This window comes from Streptomyces sp. NPDC031379, from assembly GCF_055569615.1.
Genome location: NZ_JBVIIT010000018.1, coordinates 95,087 through 112,168 on the forward strand (window position 1 = coordinate 95,087; position 17,082 = coordinate 112,168).

Consider the following 17,082-nt stretch of genomic DNA (forward strand, 5'->3'; position numbering starts at 1 on the left):
GGGGGGGGGTGGGGGGGGTGGGTGGGTTGGGGTGGGGGAGGGGGCTTAGCGGGGGGGGAGGGGGGTACGGGAAAACACTGGGTGGGTCCTTTTTTGGGGGGAGGGGACCCCCCCGGCCCGGTCATGTCAGCCGGACAGCGCCGCCAGCAGGCGGTCGACGTCCGCGGCGGTGTTGTAGAGGTGGAAGGCCGCGCGCAGGTTGCCCGCGCGGTCGGAGACCTCGATGCCCGCCTCGCTCAACTCCGGCTGCCGGGAGCCGAGTCCGGGCACCGAGACGATCGCCGAGCCGGGGGCGGGCACCGGCTCGTGGCCGAGGTGCGCAAGGCCGGCGCGGAACCGGTCGGCGAGCCCCACCGCGTGCGCGTGCACGGCGGTCATCCCGAGTTCCTCGATCAGTTCGAGGGAGCGGCGCAGTCCGGCGTAGGTGAACAGGGCGTGGGTGAGATCGAACCGCCGCGCGGAGTGGGCGAGTTCCCCGACCGGGCCGTAACAGCTGCCCCACGGGGCCTCGGCCGCGACCCAGCCGGCGAGGACGGGCACGAGTCCGCCGAAGTCCTCGGGGACCGTGAGGAAGGCCGCGCCGTGCGGGCCGAGCAGCCACTTGAAGGAGACGGAGGCGGTGAAGTCGTACGCGTCCGCGTCCATCGGCAGCCAGCCCGCGGCCTGGGAGAAGTCGACATACGTGCGCGCGCCGTGGGCGCGGGCGGCCTCGCGCAGGGCGGGCAGGTCGGCGACGCGTCCGTCGGCGGACTGGGCCGCGCTGACCGCGACGAGCGCGGTGCCCGGGCGGACGGACTCGGCGATCCGCTCCAGCGGGACCGTGCGGACCTTGAGGTCGCCCCGGACGTGGAACGGGTTGAGTACGGAGGTGAAGTCCTCGTCGGCGGTCAGGACCTCGGCGCCGGCGGGCAGCGAGGCGGCGATCACGCCGGTGTGCGCGGCGACCGAGGCGCCTGCCGCCACCCGGGTGGCCGGGACGCCGGCCAGCCGGGCGTACGCGGCCCGGCACCTCTCCACGTCCTCGTACAGCGGGGTCAGCGGCCGGCCCTCGGCCCGCAGCAGTGCCGCCTCGTGCAGGGCGGCTACGGTACGGGCGGGCAGCAGGCCGTTGCTGGCGGTGTTGAGGTAGGTGCTCTTCGGGGTGAACTCGGCGCGGACGAGGTTCTCGAACGTCTCCGTGGTGTTCATGGGACCACTCTGCGGCCGCGGGAAGTCCCCGTCCATTGCGAATTTTTACGTGGATCCGCTTAGAGATCCTTATAGGTCCGCGCCGACCTGCGGCTTTCAGCCGTGCTGCGGGACCGCGCACCCGTCCGGCCCACAGGCCGCCCCGTCCCCCTGGTCGACCAGCTTCAGCGGGGAGCGCTCGCCCCAGGCCTGGTTCAGCGCCTGGGTGAAGACCTCGGCGGGCTGGGCGCCGGAGACGCCGTAGGCGCGGTCGAGGACGAAGAAGGGCACGCCGTTCGCGCCGAGCTGGGCGGCCTCGCGCTCGTCGGCGCGGACCTCGTCGGCGTACGCGTCCGGGTCGGCGAGCACCTTGCGGGCCGCGTCGGCGTCCAGTCCGGCCTCGGCGGCCAGCTCCACCAGGCGCTCGTCGCCCTCGGTGAAGACGGACCGCTCCTCGGCGAAGTTGGCCCGGTACAGGACCTGGAGCAGCTCGTCCTGCCTGCCGTGCTCCTTGGCGAGGTGCAGCAGGCGGTGCATGTCGAAGGTGTTGCCGTGGTCGCGGTCCCGGGTGCGGTAGTCCAGGCCCTCGGCGGCGGCCTGGGCGCCCAGGTTGTCCTCGCCGGCCTGGGCCTGCGCCGCGCTCATGCCGTACTTCCCGGTCAGCATGGTGATCACCGGCTGTACGTCGCCCTTGGCGCGGCCCGGGTCCAGCTCGAAGGAGCGGTGCACCACCTCGACCTCGTCGCGGTGCGGGAAGGCAGCCAGCGCCTTCTCGAAGCGGGCCTTGCCCACGTAGCACCAGGGGCAGGCGATGTCGCTCCAGATCTCGACGCGCATTCTTCGGCTCTCTCCAGGTCGTACGGGCACGGGGACTCTCCCAGCCGCCCGATACGTGAACATTCAATCAGCGCGTCTCATTCCCCGGTCACCGGGATCACGCCACCGCCCGCGGCCCGCCGCCGCGCCGGCTGAACTGGGCGCGGTAGGCGCTCGGGGTGAGTCCGGTGCGGCGGACCAGGTGGGCACGGAGCGAGTCGGCGGTGCCGAGGCCGCAGGCGGCGGCCACCTGGTCCATGGGCAGGGTGGTGGTCTCCAGGAGTTCCTTGGCGCGCTCGATGCGCTGGTGCAGCAGCCACTGCAGCGGGCTGACCCCGCTCTCGGCGTGGAAGCGCCGGGTGAGGGTGCGTACCGAGACTCCGGCGTGCCGGGCCAGATCGGTGAGGGTGAGCGGCTTGTCCAGGTTGCGCATGGCCCAGCCGCGGGTGTCGGCGCAGGCGGTGCCGCGCTCGGGCGGCAGCGGGGTCTGGGTGAACTGGGTCTGGCCACCGGGGCGGACCGGGGCGACCAGGGCGAGCCGGGCGACCTCGTTGGCGACGGCGGCGCCGTAGTCGGTGCGGATGAGGTGCAGGCACAGGTCGATGCCGGCCGCGTAGCCGGAGGAGGTCAGGAACTGGCCGTCCTGGGCGTAGAGGACATCGCCCTGCACCTCGATGTCGGGGTGCCGGCGGCGCAGTTCCTCGGCGTGCGCCCAGTAGGTGGTGGCCTTGCGGCCCTTGAGCAGACCGGCCTCGGCGAGCGAGAAGGCACCGGTGCAGATGGAGGCGATGCGCACCCCCGCGTCGGCGGCCTCACGCAGGGCGTCCAGCACCCGCCGGTCCGGTGAGAGGGGCTCGCCGGTGCCCGCCACGATCACCGTCTCCGCGCCCCGCAGCGCCTCCAGACCGTGCGGCACATGCAGGTCCAGGGTGCCGGTGGTGGGCACGGGTCCGGGGTCGGGGGCGCAGATCACCACCTCGTAGCCGGGCCGGCCGCCGACCTCGACCTTGCCGAGGAGCAGTTCGGGGATGGCGAGGTTGAACATCGACACGGGCGGTGACGCGACGACCGCGACACGGAGCATGGCCAGAACCTCCGGATGCATGGCATTCAGGCCACTACTGTATGCCGGGAACGATCCGCAGCATGGGGACATGCCAACCGACCAGACCCTCGACGAAGCCCGACTCGACTCCCTGGAAGGCGAGTTGGACGTTCCGCACCGGCCGGCCCGCACCCTGACGGCCGCCCTGCTCGGCTTCGCGCTGATCACCCTCGACGCGTCCGTGGTGAACGTGGCCCTGCCGGCCATCGGCTCCTCGCTGGGCGGCGGGATGTCCGGACTGCAGTGGGTGGTGGACGCCTACACCCTCGCCTTCGCCGCCCTGATGCTCTCCACGGGCGCCTTCTCGGACCGCTCCGGGGCGAGCCGGGCGTACGCCCTCGGCATCACCGTCTTCACCCTCGCCTCGGCGGCCTGCGGTCTGGCCCCGACCCTCCCGGCGCTGATCGGCGCACGGGTGGTGCAGGGCGTGGCGGCCGCCGTCGTGCTGCCCGCCTCGCTGTCCCTGGTGCGGCAGGCGTACACCGATCCGGCCCAGCGGGCCAAGGCGGTGGCGCTGTGGGCGGCCGGCGGCTCGGTCGCGGTGGCGCTGGGCCCGGTGGCGGGCGGCGCGCTGACCACGGCGTGGGACTGGCGGGGGATCTTCTTCATCAATCTGCCGCTGGGCGCGGTCGCCCTGGCCCTGGGCTCGCGGGCACCGCGCTCCCGGCCCCGGCCGGCGCCCCTGGACCTGCCGGGCCAGCTGACGGCCGTGATCACGCTGACGGGCCTGACGTTCGCGGTCATCGAGGGCGGTACGACGGGTGTCGTGGCCTTCGCCGTGGCGGTGGCGGCCGCCGTCCTGTTCGTACGGTTCGAGGGACGGCAGTCGCACCCGGTCGTCCCGATCGGGTTGTTCCGGGACCGGACGGTGCGGGTGGCCGTGGCGACCGGGGCGGCGTGCAGCTTCGCCTTCTACGGCGGGGTGTTCCTCTTCTCCCTCTTCTTCCAGCAGGTCCAGGGCCGTTCGGCGCTGTACACCGGATTGCTGTTCCTGCCGATGTCCGGGTTGATCGCGGTGACCAACGTGGTGTCCGGGAAGCTCGCCGGCCGCTACGGCCCGCGGCTGCCGATGCTGATCGGCCAGGCCGTGGCCGTGGCCGGCCTGCTCGGCCTGCTCGCCGTCGGTTCCGGCACGCCCGCCCCCGTGGTGGCGGTCCTGCTCATCCCGATGGCGCTGGGCTGCGCGCTGACCGTCCCGCCGCTGACGGCCGTGATGATGGACGCCGTACCGGCCGAGCGGGCGGGCCTGGCGGCCGGAGTGCTCAACGCGGCACGGCAGGTGGCCGGCGGGCTGGGGATCGCGGTGTTCGGCGCGCTGGTGAACGGCGGCTACGACACCGGGATGCGGGCGAGCCTGGCGCTGGGCGCGGCCCTGTTCGTCCCGACCTTCGCCCTCAGCTGCCGTCTCGCAGGTCGCTCGGCCAGTCGGCCCTGAACTCGATGTGGTCGTAGGTGACCACACATCCCTCCCCCAGCGGCGACTGGGTCATGAACCCGACCAGTGCGGCACCGGTCTCCTTCTCCTCCCCCAGGGTGAAGAGCCGGACGAAGGTCCAGCGCACGCCGTCCCGGGAGGCGTGGAAGGCGAAGGCCCGGCCGGTCCGGCTGACCCGCAGCCACACCGACTTGCCGTCCACGGTGAAGGAGTTGGCGTCGTCGGAGTGCCCCCGGGTGACCACCGTGCAGACGGTGGGCACGTCCGGGGAGTACTCCAGGCAGAGCTTGGCCCAGGCCCGCTCGCCGACGTGGACGTAGAGGACTCCGGCGTCGAAGGCGGCACGGAACCCCACGGTGACCCGCGCGATCAGCTGGAAGTCCCCTTCGGGCGCCCCGAGCAGCCGGGGCGCGTCGGAGGCGGGTTCCAGGGCCTCCCCGGTCGGCGTGACGAATCGATCCTGCCGAGGGCCCGCCCATCCGGCCAGCACACCGTCCTCGTAGGCCCAGTGTCCGTCGGGTCCGTACGTCCGCAGGGGGAAGGGCAGTTCGGGAAGTTCCACGTCCATCATCCGATTGTCGCAGCAGAACAGGGGCCCCTCGGGGGGCAGCCGTCTCAGGGGCGCGGGGAACGCGGGGAACCCGCTACCGCTCCAGGACCCCGTTGAACCGCCGGGGAAGTCCCAGCGGGTTCTCGTCACGCAGTTCCTTGGGCAGCAGGGCCGAGGGCGCGTTCTGGTAGACGACCGGCCGCAGCCACCGCTCGACGGCGGTACCGCCCACGGACGTGGACGTGGACGTGGTCGCCGGGTAGGGCCCGCCGTGATGCTGGGCCGGCGCCACGGCCACCCCCGTCGGCCATCCGTTCACGAGCACACGCCCGGCCAGCGGAGTCAGCTCGGCGAGGATCTCCGCGCCCCGGCCGCCGCCGGCGGCCTCCTCCGCGGACAGCTGGACCGTCGCCGTCAGGTTGCCCGGCAGACGCGACAGCACCGCCGTCGCCTCCCCCTCGTCCGCGTAGCGGACCACCACGGTGACCGGCCCGAAGCACTCCTCCAGCAGCAGGTCGTACGCGCCCTCCTCGGCCACCCGGCTCGCCGGCACCGTCAGGAACCCGGCGCTGACCGTGTGCTCGCCGCCCGCGCCCGGTGTCACCGGGGACTCCACACCCTCCAGGCCGGCACGCTCGCGCACCCCGGCGACGAAGTTGTCCCGCATCCGGTGGTCGAGCAGCACCCCGGCGGCGGTGTCGCCGACCGCGTCGGCCAGGGACTTCACCAGCCGGTCGCCGCCCGCGCCGGACGGCACGAGCACCAGCCCCGGCTTGACGCAGAACTGGCCGACGCCGAGGGTCATCGATCCGGCGAGCCCGCCGCCGATCTCCTCCGCCCGCTCGGCCGCGGCCGCCTCGGTGACCAGCACCGGGTTCAGGGAGCCCAGCTCGCCGTGGAACGGGATCGGCACGGGGCGCGCGGCGGCCGCGTCGAACAGGGCCCGGCCGCCCCGTACGGAACCGGTGAAGCCCGCGGCGGAGACCAGCGGGTGCTTGATCAGCTCGACGCCCGCCTCGAAGCCGTGCACGAGCCCGACGACGGCCTCGGGCAGGCCGTGCCCGGCGGCGGCCCGGCGCAGCACCTGGGCGACCAGCTCGGACAGCGCGGGGTGGTCGGGGTGGGCCTTGACGACGACCGGGCAGCCCGCGGCCAGCGCGCTCGCGGTGTCACCGCCGGCGACGGAGAAGGCGAAGGGGAAGTTGGAGGCGGAGTAGACGGCGACCACGCCGAGCGGCACCTTGTAACGGCGCAGGTCCGGGACGGGCGGGGTCGCGGTGTCGTCGGGGTGGTTGATGATGACGTCGAGGAAGGCGCCCTCGTCCACGAGGTCCGCGAACGCCCGCAACTGGTAGCAGGTGCGCGCCAGTTCGCCGGTCAGCCGGACCGGACCGAGCGCGGTCTCGGCGTCGGCGGTCTCGACCAGGCCGTCCTCGGCCGCCTCCAGGCCCGCGGCGGCCGAGCGGAGGAACGCGGAGCGGACCGCGCGGTCCGCGAGGGCGCCGCGGGCGGCGTGGGCCGCCCGGACCGCCGCGTCCACCTCCTGGGCTGTGGCCTCCACCGCAACCTGTTCACGCTGCTTCCCGGTGCGCGGGTCGACACTCCAGACTGGTGCTGCTGCCACCGCGGGTCCCTCCCAGTTAAGGCCGCACTATCTCGGTCACCCATCAGTCGCGTTCGATATACTGAACACTGTCTCTGATGATGAATTCGCTGCTCGGAGACTATATATCTGGGTCCTCAATATCCAGGTCCTCGGCGAACGAAGGGGTCAAGGGCGATGACGGCAGGCGACACAGGCGGCGGGGCGCAGGTCAAGTCCGCGGTACGGACCGTTGAACTGCTGGAATACTTCGCCGGCCGGCCCGGTATGCACTCGCTCGCGGCCGTGCAGGAGGCCGTGGGGTATCCCAAGTCCAGCCTGTACATGCTGCTGCGCACCCTCGTGGAGCTGGGCTGGGTGGAGACGGACGCGACGGGCACGCGGTACGGCATCGGGGTGCGGGCGCTGCTCGTGGGCACGTCGTACATCGACGGCGACGAGGTGGTGGCCGCCGCGCGTCCGACCCTGGACCGGCTCTCCGACGACACCACGGAGACCATCCACCTGGCCCGTCTCGACGGCATCAACGTCGTCTACCTGGCCACCCGCCAGTCCCAGCACTACCTGCGCCCCTTCACCCGGGTCGGCCGCCGGCTCCCGGCCCACTCCACCTCGCTCGGCAAGGCGATCCTCGCCACGTACACCGACGAGCAGGTGCGCAAGCTGCTGCCGGAGACGCTGCCCGCGCTCACCGAGAACACCATCACCGACCGCGAGAAGCTCATCGAGGAGCTGCACCAGGTCCGGGAGCAGGGCTTCGCGGTCGACCGCGAGGAGAACACGCTGGGCCTGCGCTGCTTCGGTGTGGCGATCCCGTACCGCACGCCCGCCCGTGACGCCATCAGCTGCTCGGTCCCGGTGGCCCGGCTGACCCCCGCCCACGAGCAGCTGATCAAGGACGCGCTGTTCGACGCGCGGGACCGGCTGACGCTGGCGACCAGACGGCTTTGAGACCCGCCGGGTCGTAGGCTCGGTGCCATGCAGATCGCGCTGCGGGCCGTGAAGGACGACGACGTGCCGGTGTTCTTCCGGCAGATGACCGACCCCGAGGCCGTGCGGATGGCCGCGTTCGGCCCGGAGAAGCCGTACGACCGGGACTCCTTCGCAGCCCACTGGCAGCGTCTCAGAGACTCCTCCGAGGTGCTGCGCACGGTCCTGGCCGACGGAGCCGTGGCCGGCAACGCGGCGGTGTACGGCACGGCCGGCGAGCGCGAGGTGACCTACTGGATCGACCGCGCGTACTGGGGCCGGGGCGTGGCCACGGCGGCCTTGCGGGCCCTGCTCGCGGAGGTGCCCGAACGGCCCCTGTACGCGCGGGCGGCGGCCGACAACGCCGGCTCGCTGCGCGTGCTGGGCAAGTGCGGGTTCCGCGAGACGGTCCGGGCCCGGGGCTACGCGAGCGGGCGGGGCCGGGAGATCGAGGAGGTCGTCCTGATCCTGGAGGGCTGAACCTCCGGACGGGATTCCTGAGCGCTCGATGAGAAATCCGGGCGTGCGGGAACGATCGACCCTGTCCCGGTCGTCTTCCGAGCGGGATGAACAAGACGATCAGGCGGGCGTCCGTCTTCGCGCTGCTGCTCGTGCTCACTCTGCTGGTGAGGGCGACGTGGGTGCAGTTCTACGACGGCAAGGCCCTCGCGGACGACAACAAGAACCGGCGGAACGCGATCGAGACGTACTCGCGCCCGCTCGGCAACATCATCGTGGCCGGGAACTCGATCACCGGCTCGGCACGGACGAAGGGCAGCGATCTCGCGTACAAGCGGACGTACAGGAACGGCAAGCTGTACGCGCCGGTGACCGGCTACGCCTCGCAGGCCTACGCGCCCACCCAGCTGGAGGGCATCTACACGGACCTGCTCAACGGCACGGACCCCCAGCTGAACACCGTGCTGGACACCATCACGGGCCGGCGGGCCGACCCGGGCAACGTGCTCACGACGATCGACCCGGCCGTGCAGAAGGCGGCGTACCAGGCGCTCGGCGACAAGAAGGGCGGCGCGGTCGCCATCGACCCCAGGACCGGCAAGATCCTCGCGGCCGTGTCGACGCCGTCCTACGACCCCTCCTCGCTGACCGACGCCAACACCGCCGGGACGGCCTGGAAGGCGCTCAACGCGGACAAGGACAAGCCGCTCACCAACCGCGCGCTGCGTCAGCCGCTGCCGCCGGGCTCGACGTTCAAGCTGGTCGTGGCGGCGGCCGCGCTGGAGGACGGGCTGTACAAGAACGTGGACGAGCACACCGACAGCCCCGACCCGTACACCCTGCCGGGCACGGACCGCGTGCTGGCGAACGAGAACAAGTCGGCGCCGTGCAAGAACGCCTCGATCCGGGTCGGCCTGCAGTACTCCTGCAACAACGTCTTCGGTCACATGGCCGTCCAGCTCGGCCAGGACAAGGTGAAGGCCATGGCCGAGAAGTTCGGCTTCAACGACCAGGAGCAGGACGTTCCGGTGCGGGCCTACGCGAGCGTGTACCCCTCCGACATGGACGAGGCACAGACCGGCCTGTCCGGCATCGGGCAGTTCGACGTCACCGCGACCCCGCTCCAGATGGCCATGGTGTCCGCGGCCATCGCCAACGGCGGCAAGCTGGTCTCCCCGCACATGGTCTCGCAGATCACCGACAGCGGCGGTGAGGTGCTGAAGAACTACGACGACGGCGCGGACACCGAGGAGATCGTCAGCTCCTCGACCGCCGAGCAGCTGCAGTCGGCCATGGAGACGGTGGTCAAGGACGGTACGGGTACGAACGCGCAGATCGACGGGGTGACCGTCGGCGGCAAGACCGGTACCGCCCAGCACGGCGAGAACAACAGCAAGACGCCGTACGCCTGGTTCACCTCGTACGGCAAGTCCGACAGCAACGGCAAGGAGGTCGCCGTCGCGGTGATGGTCGAGCAGTCGGGTGCCGCGCGGTCGGAGGTCAGCGGTAACGGGCTGGCCGCGCCGGTGGCCAGGGCGATGATGCAGGCGGCCCTGAGGTAGCACCGGCCGGGCGGCGCCCCGTACAGGCGCGGGGCCGCGTCGATGTGCGGCTCCGGCGCGTGGACGCGATCAGCCACGGACGGCCCGTGGCTGATCGCGCGGCGTCCCTCACTTCACCCCCAGCACCTGCTCCACCGGATCGATCGCGAAGTACACGAGGAACAGCGCCGAGACCGCCCACAGCAGCCAGTTGACCTCCTTCGCCTTGCCCAGGACCGTCTTGACGGTCACGTAGGACAGGAAGCCCGCGCCGATGCCGTCGGTGATGGAGTAGGTGAACGGCATCGTGGCGATGGTGAGGAACGCCGGGACGGCGATCTCGTACCTGTCCCAGTCGATGTGCTTGACGTGGGTCATCATCAGGAAGCCCACCGCGATCAGCGCGGGCGCCGCCGCCTGCAGCGGGACGATGGTGAGCAGCGGGGTGAGGAGGAGGGCGAGACCGAAGAGGCCGCCGGTGACGAGGTTGGCGAAGCCGGTACGGGCGCCCTCGCCGACGCCGGCCGCGGACTCGATGTAGGCGGTGTTGGAGGAGGCGGAGCCGAGACCGCCGGTGACGGCGGCGGCGCCGTCGATGAACAGGACGCGGCCGATGCCGGGCACCTGGCCCTCGTCGTCCAGCAGTCCGGCCTCGGAGGTGATGCCGACGATGGTGCCCATGGCGTCGAAGAAGTCCGACAGGACGAGGGTGAAGACCAGCAGGACGGCGGTGAGCACGCCGGCCTCGGCGAAGCCGCCGAACAGGCTGAAGTGACCGACGAGCCCGAAGTCCGGGGCCGCGACGACCTTGTCCGGGACCTCGGGGGTGGTCAGGCCCCAGCTCTTGATGTCGGCGAGGGCGTCGATGACGATCGCGACGACGGTCATCGTCACGATGCTGATGAGGATCGCGCCCTTCACCTTGCGGGCGAGCAGCGCGATGGTGAGCAGCACGCCGAGACAGAAGACGAGGACGGGCCAGCCGGTGAGGCGCCCCACGGCCCCGAGTTGCACGGGCACGGTGGTGTGCGCGGCGTCCGGGACACGGCTGACGAACCCGGCGTCGACGAAGCCGATGAAGGCGATGAACAGGCCGATGCCGACGCCGATCGCCTGCTTCAGCTGCTGCGGGATCGCGTTCATGATCGCCTTCCGGAGTCCGGTGAGGACCAGGAGGCAGATGACCAGGCCCTCGAGGACGACCAGGCCCATCGCGTCGGACCAGCTCATCAGCGGCGCGAGCTGGAAGGCGACGACGGCGTTGAGGCCGAGGCCGGCGGCGATGGCGAGCGGGAGGTTGCCGCCGACGCCCATGACGACCGTCATCACGCACGCCACCAGCGCGGTGGCGGTGACGAGTTGGCCGGTGTCGAGGGTGTGGCCGAACTTGTCCTTGGCGCTGCCCAGGATGATCGGATTCAGGACAAGGATGTAGGCCATGGTGAAGAACGTGGCGAAGCCGCCGCGTATCTCCCGGCCGAACGTGGAGCCCCGCTCGGAGATCCTGAAGTACCGGTCGACGCTGTGGCGGGCGGGCGGCGGGGCGCTCGGACGCCTCTCCGTCTTCTGCGTCTCGGACATGGGCCAACTCCTCGGTGACTGACGGTCGGTGCGCGGATGCTGGCTGGATTGTTCCCTCGTTGAACCTGTTTCAGGTTTTCCGCGTGTTACGGAATCGGGTTCGGTCTGCCATACGGCGTCCGACACCCCGTACGACGGACACGGAATGATCACTGCTACGCTCCGGAACCCCGTCCGGGCGCTCCCCCGGACGTTCGCATGTCATTTACATGACACTCACAGAGTCGCACCGAGAAGGGGTCACCCGTGGGCACGGTCCTCGACGACGCCGCCTCCGTGGAGTTCCATGCCTTCTTCGACCGGCACTACGCCGAACTCGCCCGTCTCGCACACCTGTTGACCGGCGAGGCGGATGCCGCCGACGACCTGGCGGCGGACGCGCTGCTGGCGCTGTGGCACCGCTGGGACCGGGTGCGCGCGGCCGACCGCCCCTTGGCGTACGCGCGGGGCGTGGTCGCCAACCTGGCCCGCACCCGGATCCGCAGCGCGGTGCGCGAGCGCCGGCGGATCGCGCTGTTCTGGTCGCACCGCGAGGAGAGGACCGAGAACCCGGACGTGGCGGGTGTGGTGGACGTACAGGAGGCGCTGCGCAGGCTGCCGTTCCGGAAACGGGCGTGTGTGGTGCTCCGGCACGCGTTCGACCTGTCGGAGAAGGACACCGCGCTCGCCCTCGGGGTCTCGGTCGGTACGGTTAAGAGCCAGACGTCCAAGGGCGTCGCCGAACTGCAGCGGCTGCTCGGCTCCCAGGGCGTTCCGCAGAGAATGCACGCGGCGATGGGGGCACCGCCCCGCTCGAACACGGGTGAGCACGGGGGCGAGCGGGGCGGCGAGAGCGGAGGAAGGAACCGATGAGGCAGCAGGACGTGCACGACGAGCTGCGCGCCCGGCTGCACGAGGCGGCCGAGTCCCACGAACCCGACCGCGCGCGCATCCTGGCCCGCGTGGAACGCGGTATGGCCGCCCGCTCCGGCGCCGGCCACCGGGCGAGGCGTCCGTCGGCCCTCGGCTGGGCGCGCGTGGCCGGCGCCACCGCGGCGGTCGCCGGGGTCCTCGCCGTCGGCGGGTACGCGGTGGCGTCCGCGGTGAAGGACTCGCCCCCGGCACAGGAGCGGACGGCCGCCGTCTCGCCGACCCCCAGGCCCACTCCCGACGCGACCACACGGCCGCCGGACCGCACGGCCGGACCGGCACCCCGCACGGGCGCCACGCAGCCGTCCCGCACCCCGAGTTCTCCGGCCTCCCCCGGCCCGAAGGCCGGCACCTCCGCCCCGCCGCCCGTGGCGCGTGCCGAGCAGGACGGCCCGCTGTGGTCGGACGGCTCCGTGAACCCGCACAGCAACGACTTCTGGGCCCAGAGCGACCTGACCCTCAAGACGTCCGAGCCACTGACCGCGCTCACCGTCCGGTTGAAGGTCGCGCAGACCGGCGGGGTGTCCTCGGCGGGGGCCTGGCGGTCGCTGCCCGAGACCGATTTCACCCAGACCGTCCGGGCGCAGGGCGGCTTCCTCGTCTACACCTGGACGCTCAAGGACGGCCGTACGGTCCCCGCGGGCCGGTGGGTCTTCGCCGGGCAGTACAACCACGAGCGCGGCGGCCGGGACGCCAAGGACGACAGCTACACCTTCACGGGCACGGCCGACGGCCACGGGTACGCGGTCACCGGCGGCTTCGCCGCGCACGGCGGCGGTGACGGCGACTCGTGATCCGGGACCTCAGCCGAGGCTGAGCAGGACGACGGCGACCGCCGCGCCCGCCAGTCCGGCCGCCTGCGTCCGGGTCACCTTCTCGTGCAGGGCCGCGAGCCCGAGGACCGTCGGCACGGCCGGTTACAGGGAGGCCAGGACGACCGCCACGGCGAGGATCTGCGCCGGGTCGACCAGCGGTAGAGGACCAGGCCGAGCGCCGCTCCCGCTCCGATCACCACGGCCAGGGCGAGGCGGCCGGCGGGCTGCCGGAAGCGGGCGGTGTACCGCCCGGCGCTCGGCAGCAGCAGGAGTACCGCGGCGAGCCGGCCGGCCATCAGCCGGCCACCGCTTCGAGGGGTCCGGGGCGTCGTGTTTCGGGGCCGTGCCGGAGGCCAGCCACAGGGCGGGGACGGGGAGGGCGATGCCCAGCCAGGACGGGACGCTCGGCCGGCCGTGGAGAATGAGCACACCGCACACGACGGACAGGGCCACCCCCGTGACGGCGCTCACGGGTACGACGACGGTCATGGCACCCCGGCTCGGGCCCCGGTTGAGGAAGTGCATGGCCGCGGCGCTGCCCGCACCGGACAGAACACCTCTTCACCGCCGCGTACGGCCTGCGCGGCCACGGCCCCCGCCCCGGCACGGTGCTGCCGGTGACGGAGGCCGCGTACCAGCGGCCGCCGGCCGCCCGCCCGGAAGGGCTCAGCTGACGAAGTACGTCGGGTTCGGCAGCTTGTAGGTACGGTCGGCGTAGCCGCCGTCCAGGTCCGAGTACTGGTCGCCGAAGTTGGCGATGACCTCGTACCCCAGGTCGTCCTCGATGTGCTTGCGGGTACCGGACTTGTACTGCACGGTCGTGCAGTTCCAGGTGCCCGGGGTGGCACAGTCGCCCAGGTAGGCCGGCGGGTTGGCCTTGTCCTTGAGGAACATGTGGTCGGCGTCGAGGTTCACATCGGCGCCGACCTTCTTCAGGTTCTCCACGGCGGCGGCGCGCTGCGCCTCGCTGAGGCCGGAGTTGTAGAAGACCTCGACGCCCTTGGACTCGGCGTACCGGACCAGCTCGGGGCTGCCGAAGACGGCGGGGCGGTCCGCCTTGTTCACGTAGTCGGCCCACGTGGTGCCGTTGTACGTGTAGTTGTAGCGCTTCTCGTAGTCGAGGCTGAGCAGCAGGGTGTCGTCGATGTCGAAGACGACGGCCGGCTTCTCACCGTGACGGTGCGCCTTGCGGGCCGCCTTGTCGATGTACTTCCTGGCGTCGGCGTCGATGCGCGCCAGGTCCTTGGCGTACGGGCTGTCCGGGGACGCCTGGTAGACGCCGTTGCTGTCCGCGGTGGTGCCGTAGTACGTGTCGATGTCCTTCACCAGGAGCCCGATGTTGTAGGGCTCGTGGGTGGAGTTCGCCGTCGACTGGCCGGCGGTGGCCGCGCCGGCGCCGTACAGGGCGCCACCGGCGACGGCACAGGCGGCAGCGATCGCGGCCGCTCTGAGGGACTTCCGCATGGAATCTCCGGATGTTCGGGGAGTATTGCACCAGGTCACGCACTGTCTACGCGCATAACTCACCGCTCCGCGAGCCTCGTTACCCGATCGATACCGGATTCGAGGGAAATCCCTCGCCGCCGGGGGGAGCGGCTACCGGGGGATCCAGTCGCCGAGGTAGGCCTGCGGGGTGTGCGGCGCGGCCTCGGCGTCGGTGAGCTGCGGCCGGTCGGCGGGTTCGGTGATCACCGCGCCGGGTCCGGTGTTGCGGTACTCGTGAAAGCGCATGGACTGCCAGGGATAGGCGTCCCGCATGTTCGTGTAGGGCGCGACCGCGTCGATGCCCGGGCCGAGCCAGGTGTCGCGGACGGTGAGCATCGGGCGGGCGGTGGGGTCGGAGCCCGGCACCCAGGGCCGGGCCAGCTTGTAGAAGGCGTCCGGGGCCTCGCTGGTGACGCGGCTGTGGGTGACCAGGTAGCCGCGCGGGTTGGCGACGGCCGTGGAGGGCGCGAAGACGAAGCCGTACGGTGCCCCTGTGAGGTCCGTCCGGTTCAGCGTGCGGAAGTGGCAGTGCTCGTACACCGCTGTCGCCCGCCCGAAGACGAAGTCGACGTCACCTTCGACGTAGCAGTGGGCGAAGTACTGGCGGGCGAAGGTGCCGAGGTCCGTCGAGTCGGCGTACAGGGTGTCCTGATGGCCGAGGAAGCGGCAGTGCAGGAAGGCGCTGCGGTCACCCTGCGCCTTGAGGGCGACGGCCTGGGTGCCGGTGATGTCCGGATGGCCGGCGCGCAGCCAGTCGTTGGCGAAGGTGATCCAGCGGGCGGTGAACCCGTCGGCCTGCACGGTCGTGGTGGCCGAGCCGGTGGTGCCGTAGGTGCCGCCGCCGGGCTTGGGGGTGCCGGCCGCGTTGTCGTACACGATCACGACGTCCCGGGGATCCTCAGAGGCGCCGATCCAGGTCATCTCCTTCCGGCCGACGTCGACGGCGACCGTCTCCCGGTAGGTACCGGGGGCGAGGACCAGTGTCCGGCCGGTACCGGTGGCGGCGGTCACGGCGGCCTGCACGGACGCGAAGTCGCCGTGACCGTGCGGGTCGACGTACAGGGTCCCCGGGGTGCGGCGGCGGTCCGGTGACCCGTAGCGGCCGAACGGGCGCGGTCGCCCGGCGGCCCGGGCGGGGGCGGAGGCGAGGCCGAGCCCGGTGGCGGCCCCGGCGCTCACCGCGAGGAAACGCCGTCTGGTCATGGGGAGGTGGGACGAGGCCATGGGAGTACTCCTTCACGGTGCGGCTCGTGGGTGGCGAGCGGTACGGCTCGCGGCAGAGGAGGGGGCCGGGGCATGCGTTTGCCCCGGCCCCGTGCCGTTCAGCGCAGCCGGCCGGCGCCCGCGCGGTGGTCGACGAGGCCCGGCACGGCCCGTGCGGGGTCGACCCTGGTACGCAGGGCCGGCGTCCAGCCCGCGCCGGACTGCAGGATCTCTCCCGGCACCTCGGCGTTGTGCACGGCGATCAGATCGGTCGGCACGCCGTTGACGTAGTTGTCGGCGGCGGTGACCGGCGCCTCCTTCCACTTCTTCAGGACGGAACCGGCACCGACCCCGTCCGGCAGCGTGAACGCGTTGTGTTCGGCGACGAGTTGGGACTCCATGCCGATGCCGTAGCTGTAGGAGTAGCCCTCGCCGGCGACGAAGTGGTTGTTGTAGGAGTCCACCTGTCCGAAGCGGACGCGGGGCGCGCGCTCGACCAGGTCGCGGAAGAGGTTGTGGTGGAAGGTGACCTTCAGATGCCCTCGGTCCACGGCGGCCGTCGACGCGCTGTCGCTGTTGCCGATCAGGATCGTCTTGTCGTGGTCCTCGAAGACGTTCCAGGAGGCGGTGACGTAGTCCGCGCCCTTGACGATGTCGAGTTCGCCGTCGTGCTGCTCGTAGACGCGCCCGAAGTGGTACGGCAGGGTGCTGTCGGGGTGGTCGCCGTCGGTGAAGGTGTCGTGGTCGATCCACACGTGCGTCGACCCGTAGACGACGGCGCTGTCGTACTCGGAGTTCCAGTTGCCGTCGGCGGTGTCGGTCGGGTCCCACTGCGGGAAGCAGTCGAGGGGGCTCTCGAAGCTCAGGTTGCGGACGATGACGTTGTCGACGCCCTTGATCTGGAGGCTGGCGCCCTTGAAGCCGGCGTCCTTCCCGACGCCGACGATCGTGGTGTTGGCGGGGACGTCGGCCTTGATGTGGGCGTCCTGGCCGGCGGCGGAGGCGCGGCGCAGGCCCTCGGGGCTGTCGGCGGGTTCGGCGTCGAGGTTCTTGGTACGGCCCCATACCGCCGGGTCGTAGGTCGCGAGGTAGGTGGCGAAGTCGTATCCGGGCACGGCGAAGGAGTCGCAGCCCGGCCCGTCGGCGTCGATCGTGCCCTTCACCCGGATGATCTTCGGGGCGCTGCCGCCCTCCGCGAGGGCGGCTTTGAACTGCTCCCAGGTGGTGACGGTACGGACGTGCGCAAAGTCGGCGGCGGCACCGCCGGTCGTCCCGGTGCCGTGGGCGGCCCAGCCGTCGTTCGCGGGCAGCACCTGCCGGTCGGGGCCCGCGTGGTGGGCGGGCTGTGCGGAGGCGGTGCCGGTGACGGCGAGGACGAGGGCGGCACTGCCCACGAGCCCCTGAATGACGCGGCCATGACATTTCTGTGTACGCACTGTGCGGC

The 17,082-nt window shown here is 71.8% G+C and carries 16 protein-coding genes; 7 read left to right on the forward strand and 9 right to left on the reverse strand.

Translation table 11 applies throughout. The annotated features are described in order from the left end of the window. Positions 1-126: 126 nt before the first annotated feature. The 3 genes from ACZ5CW_RS25180 to ACZ5CW_RS25190 all read right to left on the reverse strand — a co-directional run bounded on the left by ACZ5CW_RS25180 (position 127) and on the right by ACZ5CW_RS25190 (position 3,088). Positions 127-1,188 (reverse strand): aminotransferase class V-fold PLP-dependent enzyme, encoded by a 1,062-nt coding sequence (locus ACZ5CW_RS25180; RefSeq protein ID WP_468605012.1) that lies wholly within the window; start codon positions 1,186-1,188, stop codon positions 127-129. 96 nt (positions 1,189-1,284) lie between these two features. After that, positions 1,285-2,004, reverse strand: a complete 720-nt coding sequence (locus ACZ5CW_RS25185) for a DsbA family oxidoreductase (protein WP_468605014.1) — start codon at positions 2,002-2,004, stop codon at positions 1,285-1,287. Positions 2,005-2,101: 97 nt separating this feature from the next. After that, entirely contained in the window at positions 2,102-3,088 is a 987-nt protein-coding gene (locus ACZ5CW_RS25190) for a GlxA family transcriptional regulator (protein WP_468605016.1), read from the reverse strand. 49 nt (positions 3,089-3,137) lie between these two features. On the opposite strand from ACZ5CW_RS25190, the gene ACZ5CW_RS25195 reads away from it, so the two are divergent. Continuing rightward, positions 3,138-4,523, forward strand: coding sequence for an MFS transporter (locus ACZ5CW_RS25195; RefSeq protein WP_468605018.1), 1,386 nt, complete (start codon positions 3,138-3,140; stop codon positions 4,521-4,523). On the opposite strand, the gene ACZ5CW_RS25200 is transcribed toward ACZ5CW_RS25195, so the two are convergent. Together ACZ5CW_RS25200 and ACZ5CW_RS25205 are read right to left on the reverse strand one after the other, a co-directional pair. Next, a complete protein-coding gene (locus ACZ5CW_RS25200) occupies positions 4,483-5,091 on the reverse strand; it encodes a DUF1349 domain-containing protein (protein ID WP_468605020.1) in 609 nt (202 codons plus the stop codon). The two genes, ACZ5CW_RS25195 and ACZ5CW_RS25200, sit on opposite strands and share 41 nt — an antisense overlap. A 76-nt stretch (positions 5,092-5,167) precedes the next feature. Then, positions 5,168-6,697 (reverse strand): aldehyde dehydrogenase (NADP(+)), encoded by a 1,530-nt coding sequence (locus ACZ5CW_RS25205; protein ID WP_468605022.1) that lies wholly within the window; start codon positions 6,695-6,697, stop codon positions 5,168-5,170. Positions 6,698-6,853: 156 nt separating this feature from the next. On the opposite strand from ACZ5CW_RS25205, the gene ACZ5CW_RS25210 reads away from it, so the two are divergent. From ACZ5CW_RS25210 to ACZ5CW_RS25220, 3 genes are all read left to right on the forward strand, one after another. Next, a complete protein-coding gene (locus ACZ5CW_RS25210; protein ID WP_468605024.1) occupies positions 6,854-7,627 on the forward strand; it encodes an IclR family transcriptional regulator in 774 nt (257 codons plus the stop codon). 27 nt (positions 7,628-7,654) lie between these two features. Next, complete coding sequence (locus tag ACZ5CW_RS25215) at positions 7,655-8,125, forward strand: GNAT family N-acetyltransferase (protein ID WP_468605026.1); 471 nt, start codon at positions 7,655-7,657, stop codon at positions 8,123-8,125. A gap of 86 nt (positions 8,126-8,211) precedes the next feature. Further along, on the forward strand, positions 8,212-9,666 hold the full coding sequence (locus ACZ5CW_RS25220; RefSeq protein WP_468605028.1) for a peptidoglycan D,D-transpeptidase FtsI family protein: 1,455 nt from the start codon (positions 8,212-8,214) through the stop codon (positions 9,664-9,666). A 108-nt stretch (positions 9,667-9,774) separates the two neighbouring features. Here the strand turns inward: ACZ5CW_RS25220 and ACZ5CW_RS25225 are convergent, their stop codons facing one another. Then, complete coding sequence (locus ACZ5CW_RS25225) at positions 9,775-11,085, reverse strand: NCS2 family permease (RefSeq protein ID WP_468605030.1); 1,311 nt, start codon at positions 11,083-11,085, stop codon at positions 9,775-9,777. On the opposite strand from ACZ5CW_RS25225, the gene ACZ5CW_RS25230 reads away from it, so the two are divergent. The 3 genes from ACZ5CW_RS25230 (at position 11,084) to ACZ5CW_RS25240 (ending at position 12,929) form a co-directional block, all read left to right on the forward strand. Beyond that, positions 11,084-11,248 carry a hypothetical protein gene (locus ACZ5CW_RS25230; protein WP_468605032.1) on the forward strand — a complete coding sequence of 55 codons (165 nt, stop codon included), beginning with the start codon at positions 11,084-11,086 and terminating at the stop codon, positions 11,246-11,248. The two genes, ACZ5CW_RS25225 and ACZ5CW_RS25230, sit on opposite strands and share 2 nt — an antisense overlap. A gap of 224 nt (positions 11,249-11,472) precedes the next feature. After that, positions 11,473-12,078 carry a SigE family RNA polymerase sigma factor gene (locus tag ACZ5CW_RS25235; protein ID WP_468605034.1) on the forward strand — a complete coding sequence of 202 codons (606 nt, stop codon included), beginning with the start codon at positions 11,473-11,475 and terminating at the stop codon, positions 12,076-12,078. Beyond that, positions 12,075-12,929, forward strand: a complete 855-nt coding sequence (locus ACZ5CW_RS25240) for a hypothetical protein (RefSeq protein ID WP_468605036.1) — start codon at positions 12,075-12,077, stop codon at positions 12,927-12,929. Before ACZ5CW_RS25235 ends, ACZ5CW_RS25240 begins: the two co-directional genes overlap by 4 nt. A 687-nt stretch (positions 12,930-13,616) precedes the next feature. On the opposite strand, the gene ACZ5CW_RS25245 is transcribed toward ACZ5CW_RS25240, so the two are convergent. The 3 genes from ACZ5CW_RS25245 to ACZ5CW_RS25255 form a co-directional block, all read right to left on the reverse strand. Next, positions 13,617-14,414 carry an HAD family acid phosphatase gene (locus ACZ5CW_RS25245; RefSeq protein WP_468605038.1) on the reverse strand — a complete coding sequence of 266 codons (798 nt, stop codon included), beginning with the start codon at positions 14,412-14,414 and terminating at the stop codon, positions 13,617-13,619. A gap of 132 nt (positions 14,415-14,546) precedes the next feature. Next, complete coding sequence (locus ACZ5CW_RS25250) at positions 14,547-15,659, reverse strand: pectinesterase family protein (protein WP_468605040.1); 1,113 nt, start codon at positions 15,657-15,659, stop codon at positions 14,547-14,549. Between the two features lie 98 nt (positions 15,660-15,757). Then, on the reverse strand, positions 15,758-17,074 hold the full coding sequence (locus ACZ5CW_RS25255; RefSeq protein ID WP_468605042.1) for a pectate lyase family protein: 1,317 nt from the start codon (positions 17,072-17,074) through the stop codon (positions 15,758-15,760). Positions 17,075-17,082: the final 8 nt, after the last annotated feature.

What these genes read in the sequence shown, in the direction of transcription:
- ACZ5CW_RS25180 (WP_468605012.1), bottom strand. Translation starts at nt 1,188, where the DNA reads ATGAACACCACGGAGACGTTCGAGAACCTCGTCCGCGCCGAGTTCACC.
- ACZ5CW_RS25185 (WP_468605014.1), bottom strand. Translation starts at nt 2,004, where the DNA reads ATGCGCGTCGAGATCTGGAGCGACATCGCCTGCCCCTGGTGCTACGTG.
- ACZ5CW_RS25190 (WP_468605016.1), bottom strand. Translation starts at nt 3,088, where the DNA reads ATGCATCCGGAGGTTCTGGCCATGCTCCGTGTCGCGGTCGTCGCGTCA.
- ACZ5CW_RS25195 (WP_468605018.1), top strand. Translation starts at nt 3,138, where the DNA reads ATGCCAACCGACCAGACCCTCGACGAAGCCCGACTCGACTCCCTGGAA.
- ACZ5CW_RS25200 (WP_468605020.1), bottom strand. Translation starts at nt 5,091, where the DNA reads ATGGACGTGGAACTTCCCGAACTGCCCTTCCCCCTGCGGACGTACGGA.
- ACZ5CW_RS25210 (WP_468605024.1), top strand. Translation starts at nt 6,854, where the DNA reads ATGACGGCAGGCGACACAGGCGGCGGGGCGCAGGTCAAGTCCGCGGTA.
- ACZ5CW_RS25215 (WP_468605026.1), top strand. Translation starts at nt 7,655, where the DNA reads ATGCAGATCGCGCTGCGGGCCGTGAAGGACGACGACGTGCCGGTGTTC.
- ACZ5CW_RS25220 (WP_468605028.1), top strand. Translation starts at nt 8,212, where the DNA reads ATGAACAAGACGATCAGGCGGGCGTCCGTCTTCGCGCTGCTGCTCGTG.
- ACZ5CW_RS25230 (WP_468605032.1), top strand. Translation starts at nt 11,084, where the DNA reads ATGGTGAAGAACGTGGCGAAGCCGCCGCGTATCTCCCGGCCGAACGTG.
- ACZ5CW_RS25225 (WP_468605030.1), bottom strand. Translation starts at nt 11,085, where the DNA reads ATGGCCTACATCCTTGTCCTGAATCCGATCATCCTGGGCAGCGCCAAG.
- ACZ5CW_RS25240 (WP_468605036.1), top strand. Translation starts at nt 12,075, where the DNA reads ATGAGGCAGCAGGACGTGCACGACGAGCTGCGCGCCCGGCTGCACGAG.
- ACZ5CW_RS25245 (WP_468605038.1), bottom strand. Translation starts at nt 14,414, where the DNA reads ATGCGGAAGTCCCTCAGAGCGGCCGCGATCGCTGCCGCCTGTGCCGTC.
- ACZ5CW_RS25250 (WP_468605040.1), bottom strand. Translation starts at nt 15,659, where the DNA reads ATGGCCTCGTCCCACCTCCCCATGACCAGACGGCGTTTCCTCGCGGTG.